At 58.1% G+C, this 14159-nt stretch carries 12 protein-coding genes; 6 read left to right on the top strand and 6 right to left on the bottom strand.

Translation table 11 applies throughout. The features are described from left to right. Positions 1 to 17 precede the first annotated feature (17 nt). The 4 genes from lolA to cobA all read left to right on the top strand — a co-directional run bounded on the left by lolA (position 18) and on the right by cobA (position 4218). On the top strand, positions 18 to 674 hold the full coding sequence (gene lolA, locus NLU14_RS09075; protein ID WP_420845051.1) for an outer membrane lipoprotein periplasmic chaperone LolA: 657 nt from the start codon (positions 18 to 20) through the stop codon (positions 672 to 674). After that, the gene (locus tag NLU14_RS09070; RefSeq protein WP_275705910.1) at positions 674 to 2017 is read left to right on the top strand and encodes a replication-associated recombination protein A; all 1344 of its coding nucleotides are present in this window, start codon (positions 674 to 676) and stop codon (positions 2015 to 2017) included. The genes lolA and NLU14_RS09070 overlap by 1 nt, the downstream gene beginning before the upstream one ends. Before the next feature lie 90 nt (positions 2018 to 2107). After that, positions 2108 to 3382 (top strand): serine--tRNA ligase, encoded by a 1275-nt coding sequence (gene serS / locus NLU14_RS09065; RefSeq protein ID WP_275705909.1) that lies wholly within the window; start codon positions 2108 to 2110, stop codon positions 3380 to 3382. Beyond that, entirely contained in the window at positions 3379 to 4218 is an 840-nt protein-coding gene (gene cobA, locus NLU14_RS09060; RefSeq protein WP_275705908.1) for a uroporphyrinogen-III C-methyltransferase, read from the top strand. Before serS ends, cobA begins: the two co-directional genes overlap by 4 nt. 22 nt (positions 4219 to 4240) lie before the next feature. Here cobA and NLU14_RS09055 read toward each other — a convergent pair whose 3' ends face one another. Continuing rightward, on the bottom strand, positions 4241 to 5314 hold the full coding sequence (locus NLU14_RS09055; protein ID WP_275705907.1) for a 3-deoxy-7-phosphoheptulonate synthase: 1074 nt from the start codon (positions 5312 to 5314) through the stop codon (positions 4241 to 4243). 124 nt (positions 5315 to 5438) lie between these two features. On the opposite strand from NLU14_RS09055, the gene NLU14_RS09050 reads away from it, so the two are divergent. After that, complete coding sequence (locus NLU14_RS09050; RefSeq protein WP_275705906.1) at positions 5439 to 7262, top strand: DUF1631 family protein; 1824 nt, start codon at positions 5439 to 5441, stop codon at positions 7260 to 7262. Between the two features lie 19 nt (positions 7263 to 7281). Next, on the top strand, positions 7282 to 7692 hold the full coding sequence (locus NLU14_RS09045; RefSeq protein ID WP_275705905.1) for a PilZ domain-containing protein: 411 nt from the start codon (positions 7282 to 7284) through the stop codon (positions 7690 to 7692). A gap of 45 nt (positions 7693 to 7737) precedes the next feature. Here NLU14_RS09045 and NLU14_RS09040 read toward each other — a convergent pair whose 3' ends face one another. The 5 genes from NLU14_RS09040 to NLU14_RS09020 all read right to left on the bottom strand — a co-directional run bounded on the left by NLU14_RS09040 (position 7738) and on the right by NLU14_RS09020 (position 14136). Next, on the bottom strand, positions 7738 to 8523 hold the full coding sequence (locus NLU14_RS09040; protein ID WP_275705904.1) for an enoyl-ACP reductase FabI: 786 nt from the start codon (positions 8521 to 8523) through the stop codon (positions 7738 to 7740). Between the two features lie 97 nt (positions 8524 to 8620). Next, complete coding sequence (locus NLU14_RS09035) at positions 8621 to 10216, bottom strand: ABC transporter ATP-binding protein (RefSeq protein ID WP_275705903.1); 1596 nt, start codon at positions 10214 to 10216, stop codon at positions 8621 to 8623. Between the two features lies 1 nt (position 10217). Then, on the bottom strand, positions 10218 to 11246 hold the full coding sequence (locus tag NLU14_RS09030; RefSeq protein WP_275705902.1) for an ABC transporter permease: 1029 nt from the start codon (positions 11244 to 11246) through the stop codon (positions 10218 to 10220). Beyond that, positions 11243 to 12328, bottom strand: a complete 1086-nt coding sequence (locus NLU14_RS09025) for a microcin C ABC transporter permease YejB (protein WP_275705901.1) — start codon at positions 12326 to 12328, stop codon at positions 11243 to 11245. The genes NLU14_RS09030 and NLU14_RS09025 overlap by 4 nt, the downstream gene beginning before the upstream one ends. 38 nt (positions 12329 to 12366) lie before the next feature. After that, complete coding sequence (locus NLU14_RS09020; protein ID WP_420845052.1) at positions 12367 to 14136, bottom strand: extracellular solute-binding protein; 1770 nt, start codon at positions 14134 to 14136, stop codon at positions 12367 to 12369. Positions 14137 to 14159: the final 23 nt, after the last annotated feature.

Genomic DNA, 14159 nt, shown 5'->3' with positions numbered 1-14159 from the left:
ACGAGGAGTACAGGTTGATGACAGATTCAGGAAAGGCCCGGTGGTTAGTCGCCGGATTTACGGCACTGATGGCATTCATGACGCCGGCGTCTGCGGAAAAGTCGGGAGGGGAGGCGGCAGCCGAGCTTGCGTCAATGCTTGAAAGCTACGAATCCTTTCAGTCCGATTTTATCCAGATTGTCGTTAATGAAAACGGCAACCGTGTCCAGGAAAGCCGGGGGTCACTGAAAGCCAAGCGCCCGGGATTGTTCTACTGGGAAACCCGCGAGCCCCATTCACAGTTCGTTGTGAGCAACGGCGAAACGGTGCAGGTTTACGATCCAGACCTGGAACAGGTAACGATACACAACCTGGATGAACGGGTATCGACAACGCCGGCTCTACTGCTCAGTGGCGAAGTGGACAATCTGGATGAAACCTACCATGTGACCTCGCGCTCCCTGGGCGAGAACACGCGTGAATTCACCCTTGAGCCCAGAAACGAGGACTCCCTGTTTGTTTCGCTGAGGCTTACGTTCTACAACGGCGAGCTCCAGGAAATGCGCATGCGGGATTCACTGGCCCAGCTCAGCGTCCTGAGCTTCGAGGATATTCGCCTGAACGCTCCGGTAAAAGACAGCGCGTTCACCCTGGAATACCCAGACAGCGTGGATGTGATCCGGGACGGGGCCTGATGCAGGACAGCCTGTTCCCTGAACAGCAGGGTTTCCGGCCACTGGCAGCGCGAATGCGCCCGGCAACCCTTGACGAATACGTTGGCCAGGCCCACTTGGTGGGCGAGGGCAAACCCCTGCGCCGGGCGGTGGAGCAGGGACAGCTCCATTCCATGATCCTCTGGGGGCCTCCGGGCGTCGGCAAGACCACCTTTGCCCGCCTGCTGGCCAACCTCAGTGATCTGAGTTTCGAGACCGTCTCGGCCGTTCTGAGCGGCGTGAAGGACATTCGCGCCATTGTGGAGCGGGCCAAGGAGCGCAAGCGTAGCGAAGGCCGAGACACCCTGCTGTTCGTGGACGAGGTTCACCGTTTCAACAAAAGCCAGCAGGATGCCTTCCTCCCACACATAGAAGACGGCACTTTCATCTTTGTGGGAGCCACCACCGAAAATCCCTCCTTCGAACTCAATAGCGCATTGTTGTCCCGCACCCGGGTTTATGTGCTCAAGAATCTATCGGATGACGACATCCTGGAGTTGCTGGACCGGTCGCTGGCCTCTCCCGAGGGATTGGCAGGGCGTTTTTCAGTGGAGCGCCCAGTCCTTGAGCTGATGGCATCGGCCTCGGGTGGAGATGCCAGGCGGGCACTGAATATCCTCGAGGTTGCAACGGACCTTGCCGAGCCGGATGACGAAGGTAGTGCGAGAATCACCCGCGACCACCTGGAACAGGTGCTGCAAACGAGCCTGAGGCGGTTCGACAAGGGCGGTGACGTTTTCTATGACCAGATATCGGCGTTGCACAAGTCTGTGCGGGGTTCGGATCCCGATGGCTCCCTGTACTGGCTGTGCCGGATGCTCGATGGCGGCTGCGATCCACTTTATGTGGCCCGTCGGTTGGCCAGGATTGCCAGCGAGGATATAGGTAATGCCGACCCCCGTGCGCTGCAGATTTCCATGGATGCCTGGGAGGCCCAGGAGCGGTTGGGCTCCCCGGAAGGCGAGCTGGCCCTTGCCCAGGCAGTGACCTACCTGGCACTGGCGCCGAAAAGCAACGCGGTCTATAACGCCTTCAACAAGTGCATGGCCGATATCCGCAACGACCCCGACTACGAAGTGCCGGTGCATCTTCGCAATGCGCCTACCAAGTTGCTGAAATCCATGGGCCACGGCGATGAATACCGTTACGCCCACGATGAGCCCGAGGCCTTTGCCGCGGGGGAGTCCTACCTGCCGGAATCCATTCATCAGCGCCGGTATTACCAGCCCGTCAATCGTGGCCTGGAGATCAAACTCGCCGAAAAGCGGGAGCGACTGGATGAGTGGAATCGCAACAGCCCCCGCAAGCGTTACCCGCAAAACTGAAATCCCCCACCTGACCTTGCCCGCTGTAGCCATAGGCAAACGCGCAGGTATAATGCCCAATCAATCGTGAATAACAGAAACAGGATAATCATGCTCGATCCCAAACGTGTCCGCACCCAGACTGAAGAGATCGCCCGTCGCCTGGCCATCAAGGGGTTTACCTTTGACAAAGCCGCCTTCGATCAGCTTGAGGAACGCCGCAGGGCGATCCAGGTGAAAACGGAAACCCTGCAGGGCGAGCAGAACCGTCGGTCCAAATCCATTGGCAAGGCCAAGGCGGCTGGTGAAGACATTCAGCCTCTGCTGGATGAGGTAGAGGATCTGAAGAAGCAGAAGTCCGACGCCGAAGACGAGCTGCGTGCACTACAGGAAGAGCTGATTGACTTTCTGGCGGCGATTCCGAACCTGCCAGATGACACCGTGCCTGCCGGAGAGAGCGAAGACGACAATGTTGAAATTCGTCGCTGGGGCACACCCAAACGCTTTGATTATGAGCCGAAGGACCATGTTGCGCTGGGAGAGGCGCTTGGCGGCCTGGATTTCGAGACCGCCACCCGGCTGGCTCATTCCCGTTTTGCGGTGATGCGCGGCCCGGTTGCACGCCTGCATCGGGCGCTTGCCCAGTTCATGATCAACCTTCATACGGACGAGCATGATTACACGGAAGCTTACGTGCCGTATCTGGTTAACGCCGATACGCTGTTTGGCACGGGGCAGCTCCCCAAGTTCGAGGAAGACCTTTTTCGCATCGACGGGGAGAAGCCGCTGTACCTGATTCCGACCGCGGAGGTTCCCGCCACCAACCTGGTCAGTAATACCATTCTCGACGCGGCGGAGCTGCCCCTGAAACTGGTCTGTCACACCCCTTGTTTTCGCAGCGAGGCCGGCTCCTACGGCCGTGATACCCGTGGCATGATCCGTCAACACCAGTTCGACAAGGTGGAACTGGTACAGGTGGTTCGGCCGGAAGATTCCGAAGCAGCACTTGAGGCGCTGACCGGACATGCGGAAAAGGTACTGCAGCTTCTGGAACTGCCTTACCGGTTGGTGGACCTTTGCGGGGGCGATATGGGGTTTGCAGCCGCTCGTACCTATGACATAGAGGTCTGGCTGCCGGGGCAGGACAAGTATCGCGAAATTTCCTCCTGTTCCAACGCCCGGGATTTCCAGGCACGGCGCATGCATGCACGTTGGCGTAACCCGGAAACCAACAAGCCGGAACCCGTCCATACCCTGAACGGTTCCGGGCTGGCCGTTGGCCGCGCACTGATTGCGGTTATGGAGAATTACCAGCAGGAAGACGGCAGCATTCTGGTTCCGGAGGTCCTGAAGCCGTATATGGGAGGTGTGGAAAGAATCCAATGAGTGACAGATCCGACGATGCACCATGGAAGGGCGTTGGTGCAAAGCCTGCACCAGTTCGATACCGCAGGAATCCGGTTACCGAGAACCCGAACAACTCGGAGGGAGAGGTCGCGCTCGTGGGCGCCGGCCCCGGTGATCCGGAGCTTCTGACATTAAAGGCCTGGCGCCTGATCCAGTCCGCGGAAGTGGTGTTGTACGATCGCCTGGTGTCGCCGGAAATCCTATCGCTTATCCCCGAATCCGCCGAACGGATCCATGTTGGCAAACAGCGGGCAAACCATACCTTGCCCCAGGAGCAGATCAATAACCGACTGGTGGAGCTTGCCCGCAAGGGGTACAAAGTAGTGCGCCTTAAGGGCGGCGACCCGTTTATCTTTGGTCGTGGAGGGGAAGAGATCGAAACACTGGCCGCGGCCGGGGTGCGCTTCCAAGTGGTGCCCGGGATTACCGCTGCCTCCGGATGTGCGGCCTACGCCGGCATACCACTCACTCACCGGGATCATGCCCAGTCGGTCCGGTTTGTGACCGGCCACCTGAAGAACGATACCTGCGATTTGCCGTGGAAGGACTTTGTACAGAATAACCAGACTCTGGTTTTCTATATGGGCCTTGTGGGGCTACCGGTTATCTGCAGGCAACTGGTCGCCCACGGTATGTCACCGGATATGCCGGTCGCCCTGGTATCGAGAGGTACAACACCCCAACAACAGGTGGTCACGGGTAACCTGCGCAACATTGTCGAGCGGGTGGAGGAAAACGCCGTGCCTGCCCCCACATTGGTCATCATCGGCAATGTGGTGACCCTGAGAAGCAGGCTCGACTGGGTAGGCGGCTGAGAAATCAGCCTCCGGACTTCTATCAGCCGCGGCGCTTCGGCAATACGTCCTTCAGTTTGTCCCGCATATCGTGCAGTGCCTTCTCCGTAGCCTCCCAGTCGATGCAGGCATCAGTCACTGATACGCCGTATTTGAGATCAGCCAGGTTTTCCGGGATCGACTGGTTACCCCAGTTCAGGTTGCTTTCAACCATCAGCCCCTGGATGGACTGGTTACCTTCAACAATCTGGTGGGTAATGTCCTGGATAACCAGTGGCTGGATGGCCGGGTCCTTGCTGGAGTTGGCGTGGCTGCAATCCACCATGATGGACTGGCGCAGCTTGGCCTTTTCCAGTGCCTGTTCGCACAGGGCAACGCTGACGGAATCATAGTTGGGCTTGCCACCACCACCACGCAGAACCACATGACCGTAGTTGTTGCCACGGGTACGGATGATCGCCACCTTGCCCTGCTGGTCGATGCCCAGGAAACTGTGAGGATGGGAAACGGATTTCATCGCATTCACGGCGACATCCAGGCTGCCATCGGTGCCGTTCTTGAAGCCAATGGCCATGGACAGACCGCTGCTCATCTCGCGGTGAGTCTGGGATTCAGTGGTACGCGCGCCGATGGCGGACCAGGAAATGGTGTCCTGGAGGTACTGCGGGGAGATGGGGTCAAGTGCTTCGGTGGCCGTGGGCAGGCCCAGCTCCGAAATATCCAGCAGCAGGCGACGGCCGATATGCAGGCCCTGTTCAATATCAAAGGTGTCGTTCAGGTGCGGATCGTTGATCAGCCCCTTCCAGCCCACGGTGGTGCGGGGCTTCTCGAAATAAACCCGCATGACAATGAGCAGGGTGTCGCTGACTTCGTCTGCCAGCTTCTTCAGCTTGGCGGCGTATTCCAGGGCGGCTTCAACGTCATGAATGGAGCAGGGGCCCACCACCACAAACAGGCGATGATCCTTTCCATCCATGATGTCATAGATGGCCTGGCGGCCTTTTTCCACCGTTTCCGCGGCTTTGCCGGAAAGCGGCATCTCCTGCTTGAGCGCTTCAGGGGTAATCAATGGTTCCTGACTCGCCACATTCAGATTCTCTAGTTTGGTGCCCGACATTCTGTTGTTATCCCCGTCGCATAAAACATGACCGGCCGGCGTTTAGTTGCAGTAAACCCCGGCGAGTTGGTTATACTGCGTTATTTGATCAACCTTTTCAACGCTTCTGACGCGCGGGGAATGGATGCAGCAGAGCACGCCGAACAAGCGGAAAGTACTGCCCCGAAAGCAGGTGGTAAAGAAGATTGGAGACGTGCTCTCAGGCATTCGTGTACCGGACCTTCCTTACCCGGCCGGTAAGCTTGCCCCCGACGCGGTCAGTGACTGGCGGCCACTGTTGCTCTCGTGCTGGACCGAGCAGCGGGATGAACCGGTTACCCGCGTTATTCGCTCGGTTTCACTGACCTGGTCGGTCAGGCAGATCAACTCCGCCTATGTTGCAGACCGCATTATGGGCGTATTTCTCAAAACCAGTGGTCTCCACCCGGAACTGGCCCGGCGAATTGCGCGCCTTCGTTTCTTTTTTGCCTGGCGGATGAACCTGGAAGGGGCCGAGGCCCTGAATGACACCATTGTCCACTGGCTCGATAGTCTGCAGGAATGCCGTGGCTGGAGCGGTTCCGGCGGCCGTTCCGGCAAGGCGCTGCTGGATCAGCTGGATTCCCTGATCATTGCGGTTTCCGGCAGTTTTGATTCCGGCGATGTTAGCCCGGTTATTGAGTTTTGCCGTCAGTGGGAAGAGGATGCGGCAAGGCGGGAGCAGCAGAATGACAGGTTGCGTCAGCGATTGCTGGAAACGGAGCAGGGCGCTGCGAGGCAAAGGAAGGCAGAGCAGACAGCACGGGCGCTGGTGGGCCGTGCCCTGCAGAATCGACAGTTACCGCAAGCCGTGGTGGGATTCATATTCGATTACTGGTTCGCCCTGATAAAGCAGATTGTATGGGAAGAGGGCACCGACAGCGAAAACTGGCGTCATGCCAGCAAGCTGCTGGAGTGGCTGGTATGGGTAGGGGACCCGGATCTGTCGGACAGGGACAGGAACCGCCTGTATACCGTGGGCGAGCAGATTGGTGACCGGATCCACGACGTCTGGAGCCGTGTCAACAAGAAGCCATTGAGTGATACCGCGATGGAGGGCGTTCAGTCGGTGATGGTGGCCCGACTGCGCGGTGAAACGCCAGATCTTGTGCCTGCACTGCCCAGCGATAGTCGTTTTTCATGGGATCCTTCCTGGTTGTCTTTCACCGCACCGTCACCTTCGGAAGTGGAGCCGTTGCAAGGCAAGTGGTTTGTAGAGGGTGAGGGCGCGGCGGAACGTCGCCGGTTTTTCTTTGCCCTGCTTCCGGATACCTGTGAGGTGCTCTGGACCAATGGCGCGGGTGTAAAGCTTGGCCTGATGTCCTGGTCGAGGTTTTCCGGTGCCCTTGAAAGTGGCACCTTGAGGCCATTGCCACCGCTTACTCCGTTCGGTCAGGTGTTGGCCGAAACCATTACCTCGTTGTCTGGGGTACTTGAGCGGCAGAAGCTCCAGCGGGAAACGGCGGCAAAGGAAGCAAAGGCCCGGGCTGAGTCACTGCGGCGTGAGAAGGCGGAAGCCGAGCGGCAGCGAGAGGAAGAAGAAACCGCGCGACAGGCAGAGGTTGCCAGGCAGGAAAAAGAGCTTGAAGAGAAACGTATCGCGGACGAGGAAGCTGAGCAGGCGCGCGTGCTGCGTGAGCGTGAAACTGCTGCAAGGGAGCTTGTGGATGGTATTAAACTCGGCGGCTGGATTGTTGAGGAAAGCGCCGGCGAAGGGAAGGATGCGGTTCGACTGAAACTGGCGGTAAGGATCAACGCCTCCAGGAAACTGGTTTTCGTCGACCGGCTGGGCCTCAATCGGCGCGAGTTCATGGTGGACGAACTGGTCGATCTGATCGTAATGGGCAGGGTTCGTGTTCTGGGAAGCGCTGCGGAATTTGATGACACCCTCTCCAGGGTGGTGGGCCGTATCAGGGTCGGTCGCAACTGACAACGTCGGGTAAAAGACCATGAGCGATATTGATTACGACTTTGGCGACTACGACGACTCTCCGGAATCGGGGGACAACCGTTCCGAGTATCGGCTGACCGCCAGCGCGGGTGTGACACTGGAGCTCGAGTCGCCCCCTCCGGACGATGGGCCGCAACAGTCAGGCCGAGTGCTGGAATCACGCACCAGTGACGTTTCTGCCCGTGGGATACGCCTGACAACAACGGAACCGTTGCCTACGGGCGCACTTTTGCCCGCCTGGGTCAGCCTGGATGATGTCTCCGAGCCGTTCCAGCTGATGGTGGAAGTCGTTTGGTGTCGCCCCAATACGGAACGAAGCTGGCTGGTGGGGCTTCAGATACTGGAGTCGGACGAAACGTCCTGTCTGGAATGGGTGGAGGCGGTCGCGAAAGCGATGTCTGAAGATTGACGTTACCCCGGCAGTCTCGGGACTCGCCGGGGTAACAGGGCAGGCTCAGTCTTCCAGCTCGCCCATACCGGTAATGTTGAAACCGGCGTCGACGTACATGATCTCACCCGTAATACCGCTGGCCATATCGGAACACATGAACGCAGCGGCGTTACCGACTTCGTCGGTTGTCACATTACGGCGAAGTGGCGCCCGTCTTGCGTTCTCGGCCAGCATCCGGCGGAAGCTCTTGATGCCGGAGGCCGCCAGGGTCCTGATAGGCCCTGCGGAGATCGCGTTAACCCGGATACCATCACGCCCCAGGCTGCCAGCCATATAGCGAACGTTGGCCTCCAGGGACGCCTTGGCAAGCCCCATGACGTTGTAGTTCTGCAGTACTTTCTCCGCACCCAGGTAGCTCAGGGTCAGCAGGGAGCTGTTCTCATGCATCATCTTTCGACCGGCCTTGGCCAGGGCCACAAAGCTGTAGGAGCTGATGTCGTGGGCAATACGGAAGCCTTCACGGGTGGTGACATCCACGTAGTTGCCATCCAGTTCGTTCGCCGGGGCATAGCCCACGGAGTGAACAATAATGTCGATGTCTTTCCAATGCTTGCCCAGTTCGGTGAAAACGGCTTCGATTTCGTCATCGCTGGCGACATCGCAAGGAAAGATCAGCGAACTGCCCCAGCCCTCGGCAAACTTTTCCACCCGGGACTTGAGCTTTTCGTTCTGGTAGGTGAACGCCAGTTCGGCTCCCTGCTTGTGGAAGGCATCCGCGATGCCGTAGGCAATGGAATGTTTGCTTGCAACGCCGACAATCAGTGCTTTCTTGCCACTGAGTAATCCCATAACGATTCTCCCTGTGTTTCAGTTTAAGGCATTATCCATGAACCGCAGCGGTGCGGGTAACGCTCAATTGGTCGTAGTGACTGGCGGTGGCCTGCATTTATTGTCTACTGGTGTAGAAAAGGGCCGCTCCCAGCAGCTCACGGGTGTATTCGTGTTTTGGTGCGCTGAATATTGTGGCTGCTTCGCCGTACTCCACAACCCGGCCGCTCTTGAGCACCAGCAACTTGTGGCTGAGAGCGCGGACCACGGCCAGGTCATGACTGATAAATACATAGCTTAGACCATATTTGTCCTGCAAATCCCGTAACAGGTTAATGACCTGCTTCTGGACTGTCCTGTCGAGTGCCGAGGTGGGTTCGTCGAGAATAATGAGCTCCGGCTGCAGAACAAGTGCCCGGGCGATGGCAATGCGTTGGCGCTGGCCCCCCGAGAATTCATGGGGGTAGCGGTGCCGGGCCTCTGGGTCAAGGCCTACATCGGTTAGTGCCTGGATGACTTTCCGATCCTGTTCTTCCGGCGTTGCCGGTGCGTGAATGTCCAGGCCTTCCCGCACAATCTCGGCGACCGACATGCGTGGGCTCAGGCTACCGAACGGGTCCTGAAAGACAATCTGGATGCGGCTGCGCCAGGGTCGGAACTGCTTCTGGTCAAGTGGACCCAGTTCCTTGCCGCTCAGCCGGATACTGCCGGTGCTGCCAGTCAGTTTCAGCAGGGCATGGCCGATGGTAGTCTTGCCGCTGCCGCTTTCACCCACGATGCCCAGGGTTTCGCCCTGGTTCAGGGAAAAGCTGGCCTTGTCGACAGCCTGGAACCACGACTTGGACCTGCCCAGCAGGCTTTTACGTGTGATAAAGCGCACGTCCAGGTCTTCGACGTCCAGCAGTGACTGGTTGTTAACCATGGCGCCCGACGGAGAAGCCGGTGGTTCGGCATCCAGCAGACGCCTGGTATAGGGGTGTTGCGGTGACTCGAACAGCTTCGCTGTAGGCGCTTCTTCCACCAGGAGCCCATGCTCCATCACCACAACATGATCGGCGTAATGCCGGACGATGGACAGGTCGTGGGTAATCAGAAGAATCGCCATACCCAGTTTGTGCTGCAAGTCCTTCAGCAATTCCAGCACCTGCTTCTGGACCGTCACATCCAGTGCCGTGGTCGGCTCATCGGCAATCAGAAGATCCGGCTCGTTGGCCAGTGCCATGGCGATCATTACCCTCTGCTTCTGGCCGCCCGACAGCTGGTGGGGGTAACTGTTCAGCCGCTCTTCCGGTGACGGTATGCCCACCAGATCAAGCAGCTCGATACAGCGCGCCCGCGCCTGGGTGCCGCGCAGGCCCTTGTGAAGGGCCAGGGTTTCGCTGATCTGCTTTTCAACCGTGTGCAAAGGGTTGAGCGAGGTCATGGGTTCCTGGAAGATCATGCTGACCTGACGGCCCCGAATCTGTCGCAGCCGTTTCTGGCTGGCCTTCAGTATGTCCTCGCCCTGGAAAAGAATTTCACCGGACGGATAACTGGCATGGCGCTCATCGAGCAGCCGCAGTATGGACAGCGCCGATACCGACTTGCCGGAGCCGCTTTCACCCACCAACGCAACGGTCTCACCCTTGTCGATGTTCAGGGACAGACCCTTGACCGCCTTGATGGTGGCGTCAAAGTGTATCGACAGGTCCCTGATTTCCAGCAGTTGCGACATATCAGTTCTTTCTCGGGTCAAAGGCATCGCGCACCGCTTCGCCAACAAACACCAGCAGCGTGAGCATGATGGACAGGGAAACGAACGCTGATATACCCAGCCAGGGTGCATGAAGATTGGACTTGCCCTGTGCAATCAGCTCACCCAGGGAAGGCGAGCCGGAGGGCAGGCCAAATCCGAGGAAGTCCAGCGATGTCAGGCCAGTGATGGCGCCTGTCAGGATAAACGGCAGGAAGGTGAGGGTGGCCACCATGGCATTGGGCAGGATATGCCGGAACATGATCTTGCGGTTGCCCAGCCCCAGGGCCCGTGCTGCCTTAACGTATTCGAAGTTGCGGGCACGCAGGAATTCCGCCCGCACCACATCCACCAGCCCCATCCAACTGAACAGCAACATGATACCCAGCAGCCACCAGAAATTTGGCTGCACAATGCTGGACAGGATAATCAGCAGATACAGTACCGGAAGCCCGGACCAGATCTCGATAAATCTCTGGCCCAGCAGGTCAACCTTGCCGCCGTAAAAGCCCTGAACAGCGCCGACCGCGACGCCAACAATACAGCTGAGAATGGTCAGCACCAGGCCAAAGAGGACGGATAGCCGAAAGCCGTAGATCACACGGGCAGCGACATCGCGGCCCTGGTCGTCGGTACCAATCCAGTTTTCGGCACTGGGGGGCGCCGGCGAGGGCACCTCAAGGTTATAGTTGGTGGTGTTGTAGCTGAAACGGATGGGAGGCCAGATCATCCAGCCGTTGGCTTCGATTTCATCGGCAATGAACGAATCGCGGTAGTTTGCCTCCGTTGGCAGAAAGCCACCAAAGGTTTCCTCCGGAACGCTTTCCACCACCGGAAAGTAGAGATCCCCTTTGTAGTAGGCGACCAGTGGTACGTCGTTGGCGATCACTTCGGCCATCAGGGACAGCCCGAACAGGGCCAGGAAAATCCACAGCGACCAGAAGCCCCGACGATTGTTGCGGAAGTTCGCAAGCCGCCGCTGTTGGATCGGGGTCAGCTTTACCAGACTCATGATCCCTCCCGGCTTTCAAAATCAATGCGGGGATCAACCAGAACGTAGGTGATGTCGCTGATCAGCTTCAGCACCAGGCCCATGAGCGTAAAAATAAAGAGCGTTCCGAATATAACCGGATAATCACGGTTCAGAGCCGCCTCAAAGCCCAGCAGACCAAGGCCGTCGAGAGAGAAGATAACCTCGATCAACAGGGAACCGGTGAAGAACAGTGAGACAAGCACACCGGGAAGGCTGGCGATCACAATCAGCATGGCATTGCGGAACACATGCCCGTATAGCACCTGTTTTTCCTCAAGACCCTTGGCCCTTGCCGTTACCACGTATTGCTTACTGATTTCGTCGAGGAAGGAGTTCTTTGTCAGCAGGGTCAGCGTGGCAAAGCCACCGATGACGTTGGCGGTCACCGGAAGTACCAGGTGCCAGAAGTAATCACCGATTTTCTGATACCAGTTCAGTTCGTCGAAATTGGAAGACGTCAGCCCCCGTAACGGGAACCAGTCCAGGTAGCTGCCACCAGCAAACAGAACGATCAGCAGGATGGCAAACAGGAAGCCGGGAATGGCGTAGCCCACCACAATGGCGGAACTGCTCCATACGTCGAACCGGGAGCCGTCAGTAACCGCCTTGCGGATGCCCAGGGGAATGGAAATCAGGTAGATAATCAGCGTGGACCAAAGGCCCAGCGAGATGGAGACGGGCATCTTGTCCAGGATCAGCTCTATCACTGAGCGGTCCCGGAAGAAAGACTCGCCGAAATCGAAGGTGGCATAGTCGCCGAGCATTTTCAGGAATCGCTCGTGGGGAGGCTTGTCGAAGCCGTACATGACCTCCAGTTCCCGGAGCATTTCATCCGGTATGCCCCGGGAACCACGGCTGTCGCCGCTGGAAGACGCAACCTCGCCGCCGGAACCGCCGCCACTGGCCCGGGCGAGGGCACCGCCGCCATGCCCTTCGGTTTCCGCGATCAATTGCTCAATCGGGCCGCCGGGGGCGGCCTGAACAATAACGAAATTGAGCAGCATGATGCCGAGCAGAGTGGGGATAATAAGCGCCAGGCGCCTGAGGATGTAACTGCCCATTCAGCGGAGCTCCGTTATGGTTGCTTCAGAGGTCTGCGTCATTGGTCAGTGTTTTTCACCCACCAGTTGTTGATATCCACGCCGTTTTTAGGCACCGACTCCGGCCGCTGCAGGAACGACCAGTATGCGATGCGGTCCTTGGGCAGGTACCAGTTGGGAATCACGTAATGCCCGTGCAGCAGAACGCGGTCCAGCGCCCGTGTACGGTGGACAAGTTCCTCCCGGCTGGGGGCCTGAATCACCAGATTGACGAGTTCATCGACCACGGCGCTATCCACGCCCATATAATTGCGCGATCCTTTCACGTCGACGTTGGAGGAATGCCAGTACTCCCGTTGCTCGTTGCCCGGTGAGTCGGACTGGCCGATGCCCTGGACCGTCATGTCATAGTCGAATTCACGGAGCCGCTGGATATACTGGTTGGTATCCACCAGCCGCACCGACACATCAATGCCGAGCCTTTCGAGATTGTTCTTGAACGGCAACACCACCCGCTCGAAGGTTTTCTGGTATATCAGAATCTCGAACGCCAGTGGTTCACCGGTTTTCTGGTGCACCATGGTGCCATCCTTCACTGCGTACCCGGCTTCACGCAGCATGGTCAGTGCCGTGCGAAGGTTCTCACGAAGGCCGCCTTCACCCTCCGTTGAGGGTGGCTGATACGCTTCAGTGAACACGTCCCTGGATAACTGGTCGCGATAGGGCTGCAGAATCTCCAGTTCCCGTCCTTCCGGGAGACCTGATGAGGCCAGTTCGCTGTTTTCAAAGTAGCTGGAGGTGCGGGTGTATTGTCCGTAAAACAGATTCTTGTTGGCCCACTCGAAGTCAAACGCATAAGCCAGTGCTTCGCGTACCAACGGGTCACTGAACACTTCACGACGAGTGTTCATGGCGAACGCCTGCATCCCCGCCGGGCGGCCATGCTCAACGGCCTCGGTTATTGCCTTGCCGGACTCGAACTGGTCACCGGTGTAGGCGGTGGCCCAGTTCTTGGCGGAGGACTCCACGCGAAAATCGAAATTACCGGCCTTGAAGGACTCCAGTGCGACGGTGTCGTCCTTGTAGTAGTCATAGCGGATCCGGTTGAAATTGAACCGGCCCTTGCGTACACCGATATCCTCGGCCCAATAGTTCTTAACGCGCTCGAAGGTGATGGAGCGGCCCGCTTCGAACTCGCCAATCCGATAGGGGCCGCTACCCACCGGTGGTGTCAGGCCGTTGTCTCCGAACTCACGGTCTTGCCAATAGTGACTGGGGAGAACAGGGAGCTGGCCCAGTATCAGGGGCAATTCGCGGTTATTGGTTTCACCGAAATCGAAGCGGATTCTTCGCTCATCCTCGATCGTCACCTCGGTCACGTTAGCGTAGTAGTTGCGATAGAACGGATGGCCCTTGGTGGTCAGGACGTCGAAGGAGAATTTCACATCCTCAGCCGTAATGGGCTCACCGTCATGAAACCGCGCTTCCTCGCGCAGGTTGAAGATGACGTAGCTCCGGTCCTCGGGGGTTTCAATGGATTCCGCGATCAGGCCATAGGAAGAAAAGGGCTCGTCCGCGGAAGCCTCCATTAACGTATCGTACAGGTAGGTGTTGATGCCCGCGGCGGCTACACCCCGGATAACAAACGGATTGAAGGAGTCGAAACCGTTGGCCACAACGGCCATCCGCAGGGTGCCGCCCTTGGGTGCATCGGGATTGACGTAGTCAAAGTGGGGAAAGCCTTCGGCGTATTGGGTGTCCCCGTGCATGGCAATGCCATGTCTTGCAGTGATATCGGCCGAGGCGGATTGCCATGACAACATTGCCATGGCGATAAAGGTCAAAACGCTGG

Source organism: Marinobacter iranensis (assembly GCF_029207565.1).
In the GTDB taxonomy this organism is placed as follows: Bacteria; Pseudomonadota; Gammaproteobacteria; order Pseudomonadales; family Oleiphilaceae; genus Marinobacter; species Marinobacter iranensis.
The sequence above is the reverse complement of the archived record's forward strand: the minus strand, read 5'-3'. Positions and strand labels throughout refer to the sequence as shown.

Excerpts from the sequence above, each read along its gene's own strand:
- lolA (WP_420845051.1), top strand. The coding sequence starts at position 18 with ATGACAGATTCAGGAAAGGCCCGGTGGTTAGTCGCCGGATTTACGGCA.
- NLU14_RS09070 (WP_275705910.1), top strand. The coding sequence starts at position 674 with ATGCAGGACAGCCTGTTCCCTGAACAGCAGGGTTTCCGGCCACTGGCA.
- serS (WP_275705909.1), top strand. The coding sequence starts at position 2,108 with ATGCTCGATCCCAAACGTGTCCGCACCCAGACTGAAGAGATCGCCCGT.
- cobA (WP_275705908.1), top strand. The coding sequence starts at position 3,379 with ATGAGTGACAGATCCGACGATGCACCATGGAAGGGCGTTGGTGCAAAG.
- NLU14_RS09055 (WP_275705907.1), bottom strand. The coding sequence starts at position 5,314 with ATGTCGGGCACCAAACTAGAGAATCTGAATGTGGCGAGTCAGGAACCA.
- NLU14_RS09050 (WP_275705906.1), top strand. The coding sequence starts at position 5,439 with ATGCAGCAGAGCACGCCGAACAAGCGGAAAGTACTGCCCCGAAAGCAG.
- NLU14_RS09045 (WP_275705905.1), top strand. The coding sequence starts at position 7,282 with ATGAGCGATATTGATTACGACTTTGGCGACTACGACGACTCTCCGGAA.
- NLU14_RS09040 (WP_275705904.1), bottom strand. The coding sequence starts at position 8,523 with ATGGGATTACTCAGTGGCAAGAAAGCACTGATTGTCGGCGTTGCAAGC.
- NLU14_RS09035 (WP_275705903.1), bottom strand. The coding sequence starts at position 10,216 with ATGTCGCAACTGCTGGAAATCAGGGACCTGTCGATACACTTTGACGCC.
- NLU14_RS09030 (WP_275705902.1), bottom strand. The coding sequence starts at position 11,246 with ATGAGTCTGGTAAAGCTGACCCCGATCCAACAGCGGCGGCTTGCGAAC.
- NLU14_RS09025 (WP_275705901.1), bottom strand. The coding sequence starts at position 12,328 with ATGGGCAGTTACATCCTCAGGCGCCTGGCGCTTATTATCCCCACTCTG.
- NLU14_RS09020 (WP_420845052.1), bottom strand. The coding sequence starts at position 14,136 with ATGGCAATGTTGTCATGGCAATCCGCCTCGGCCGATATCACTGCAAGA.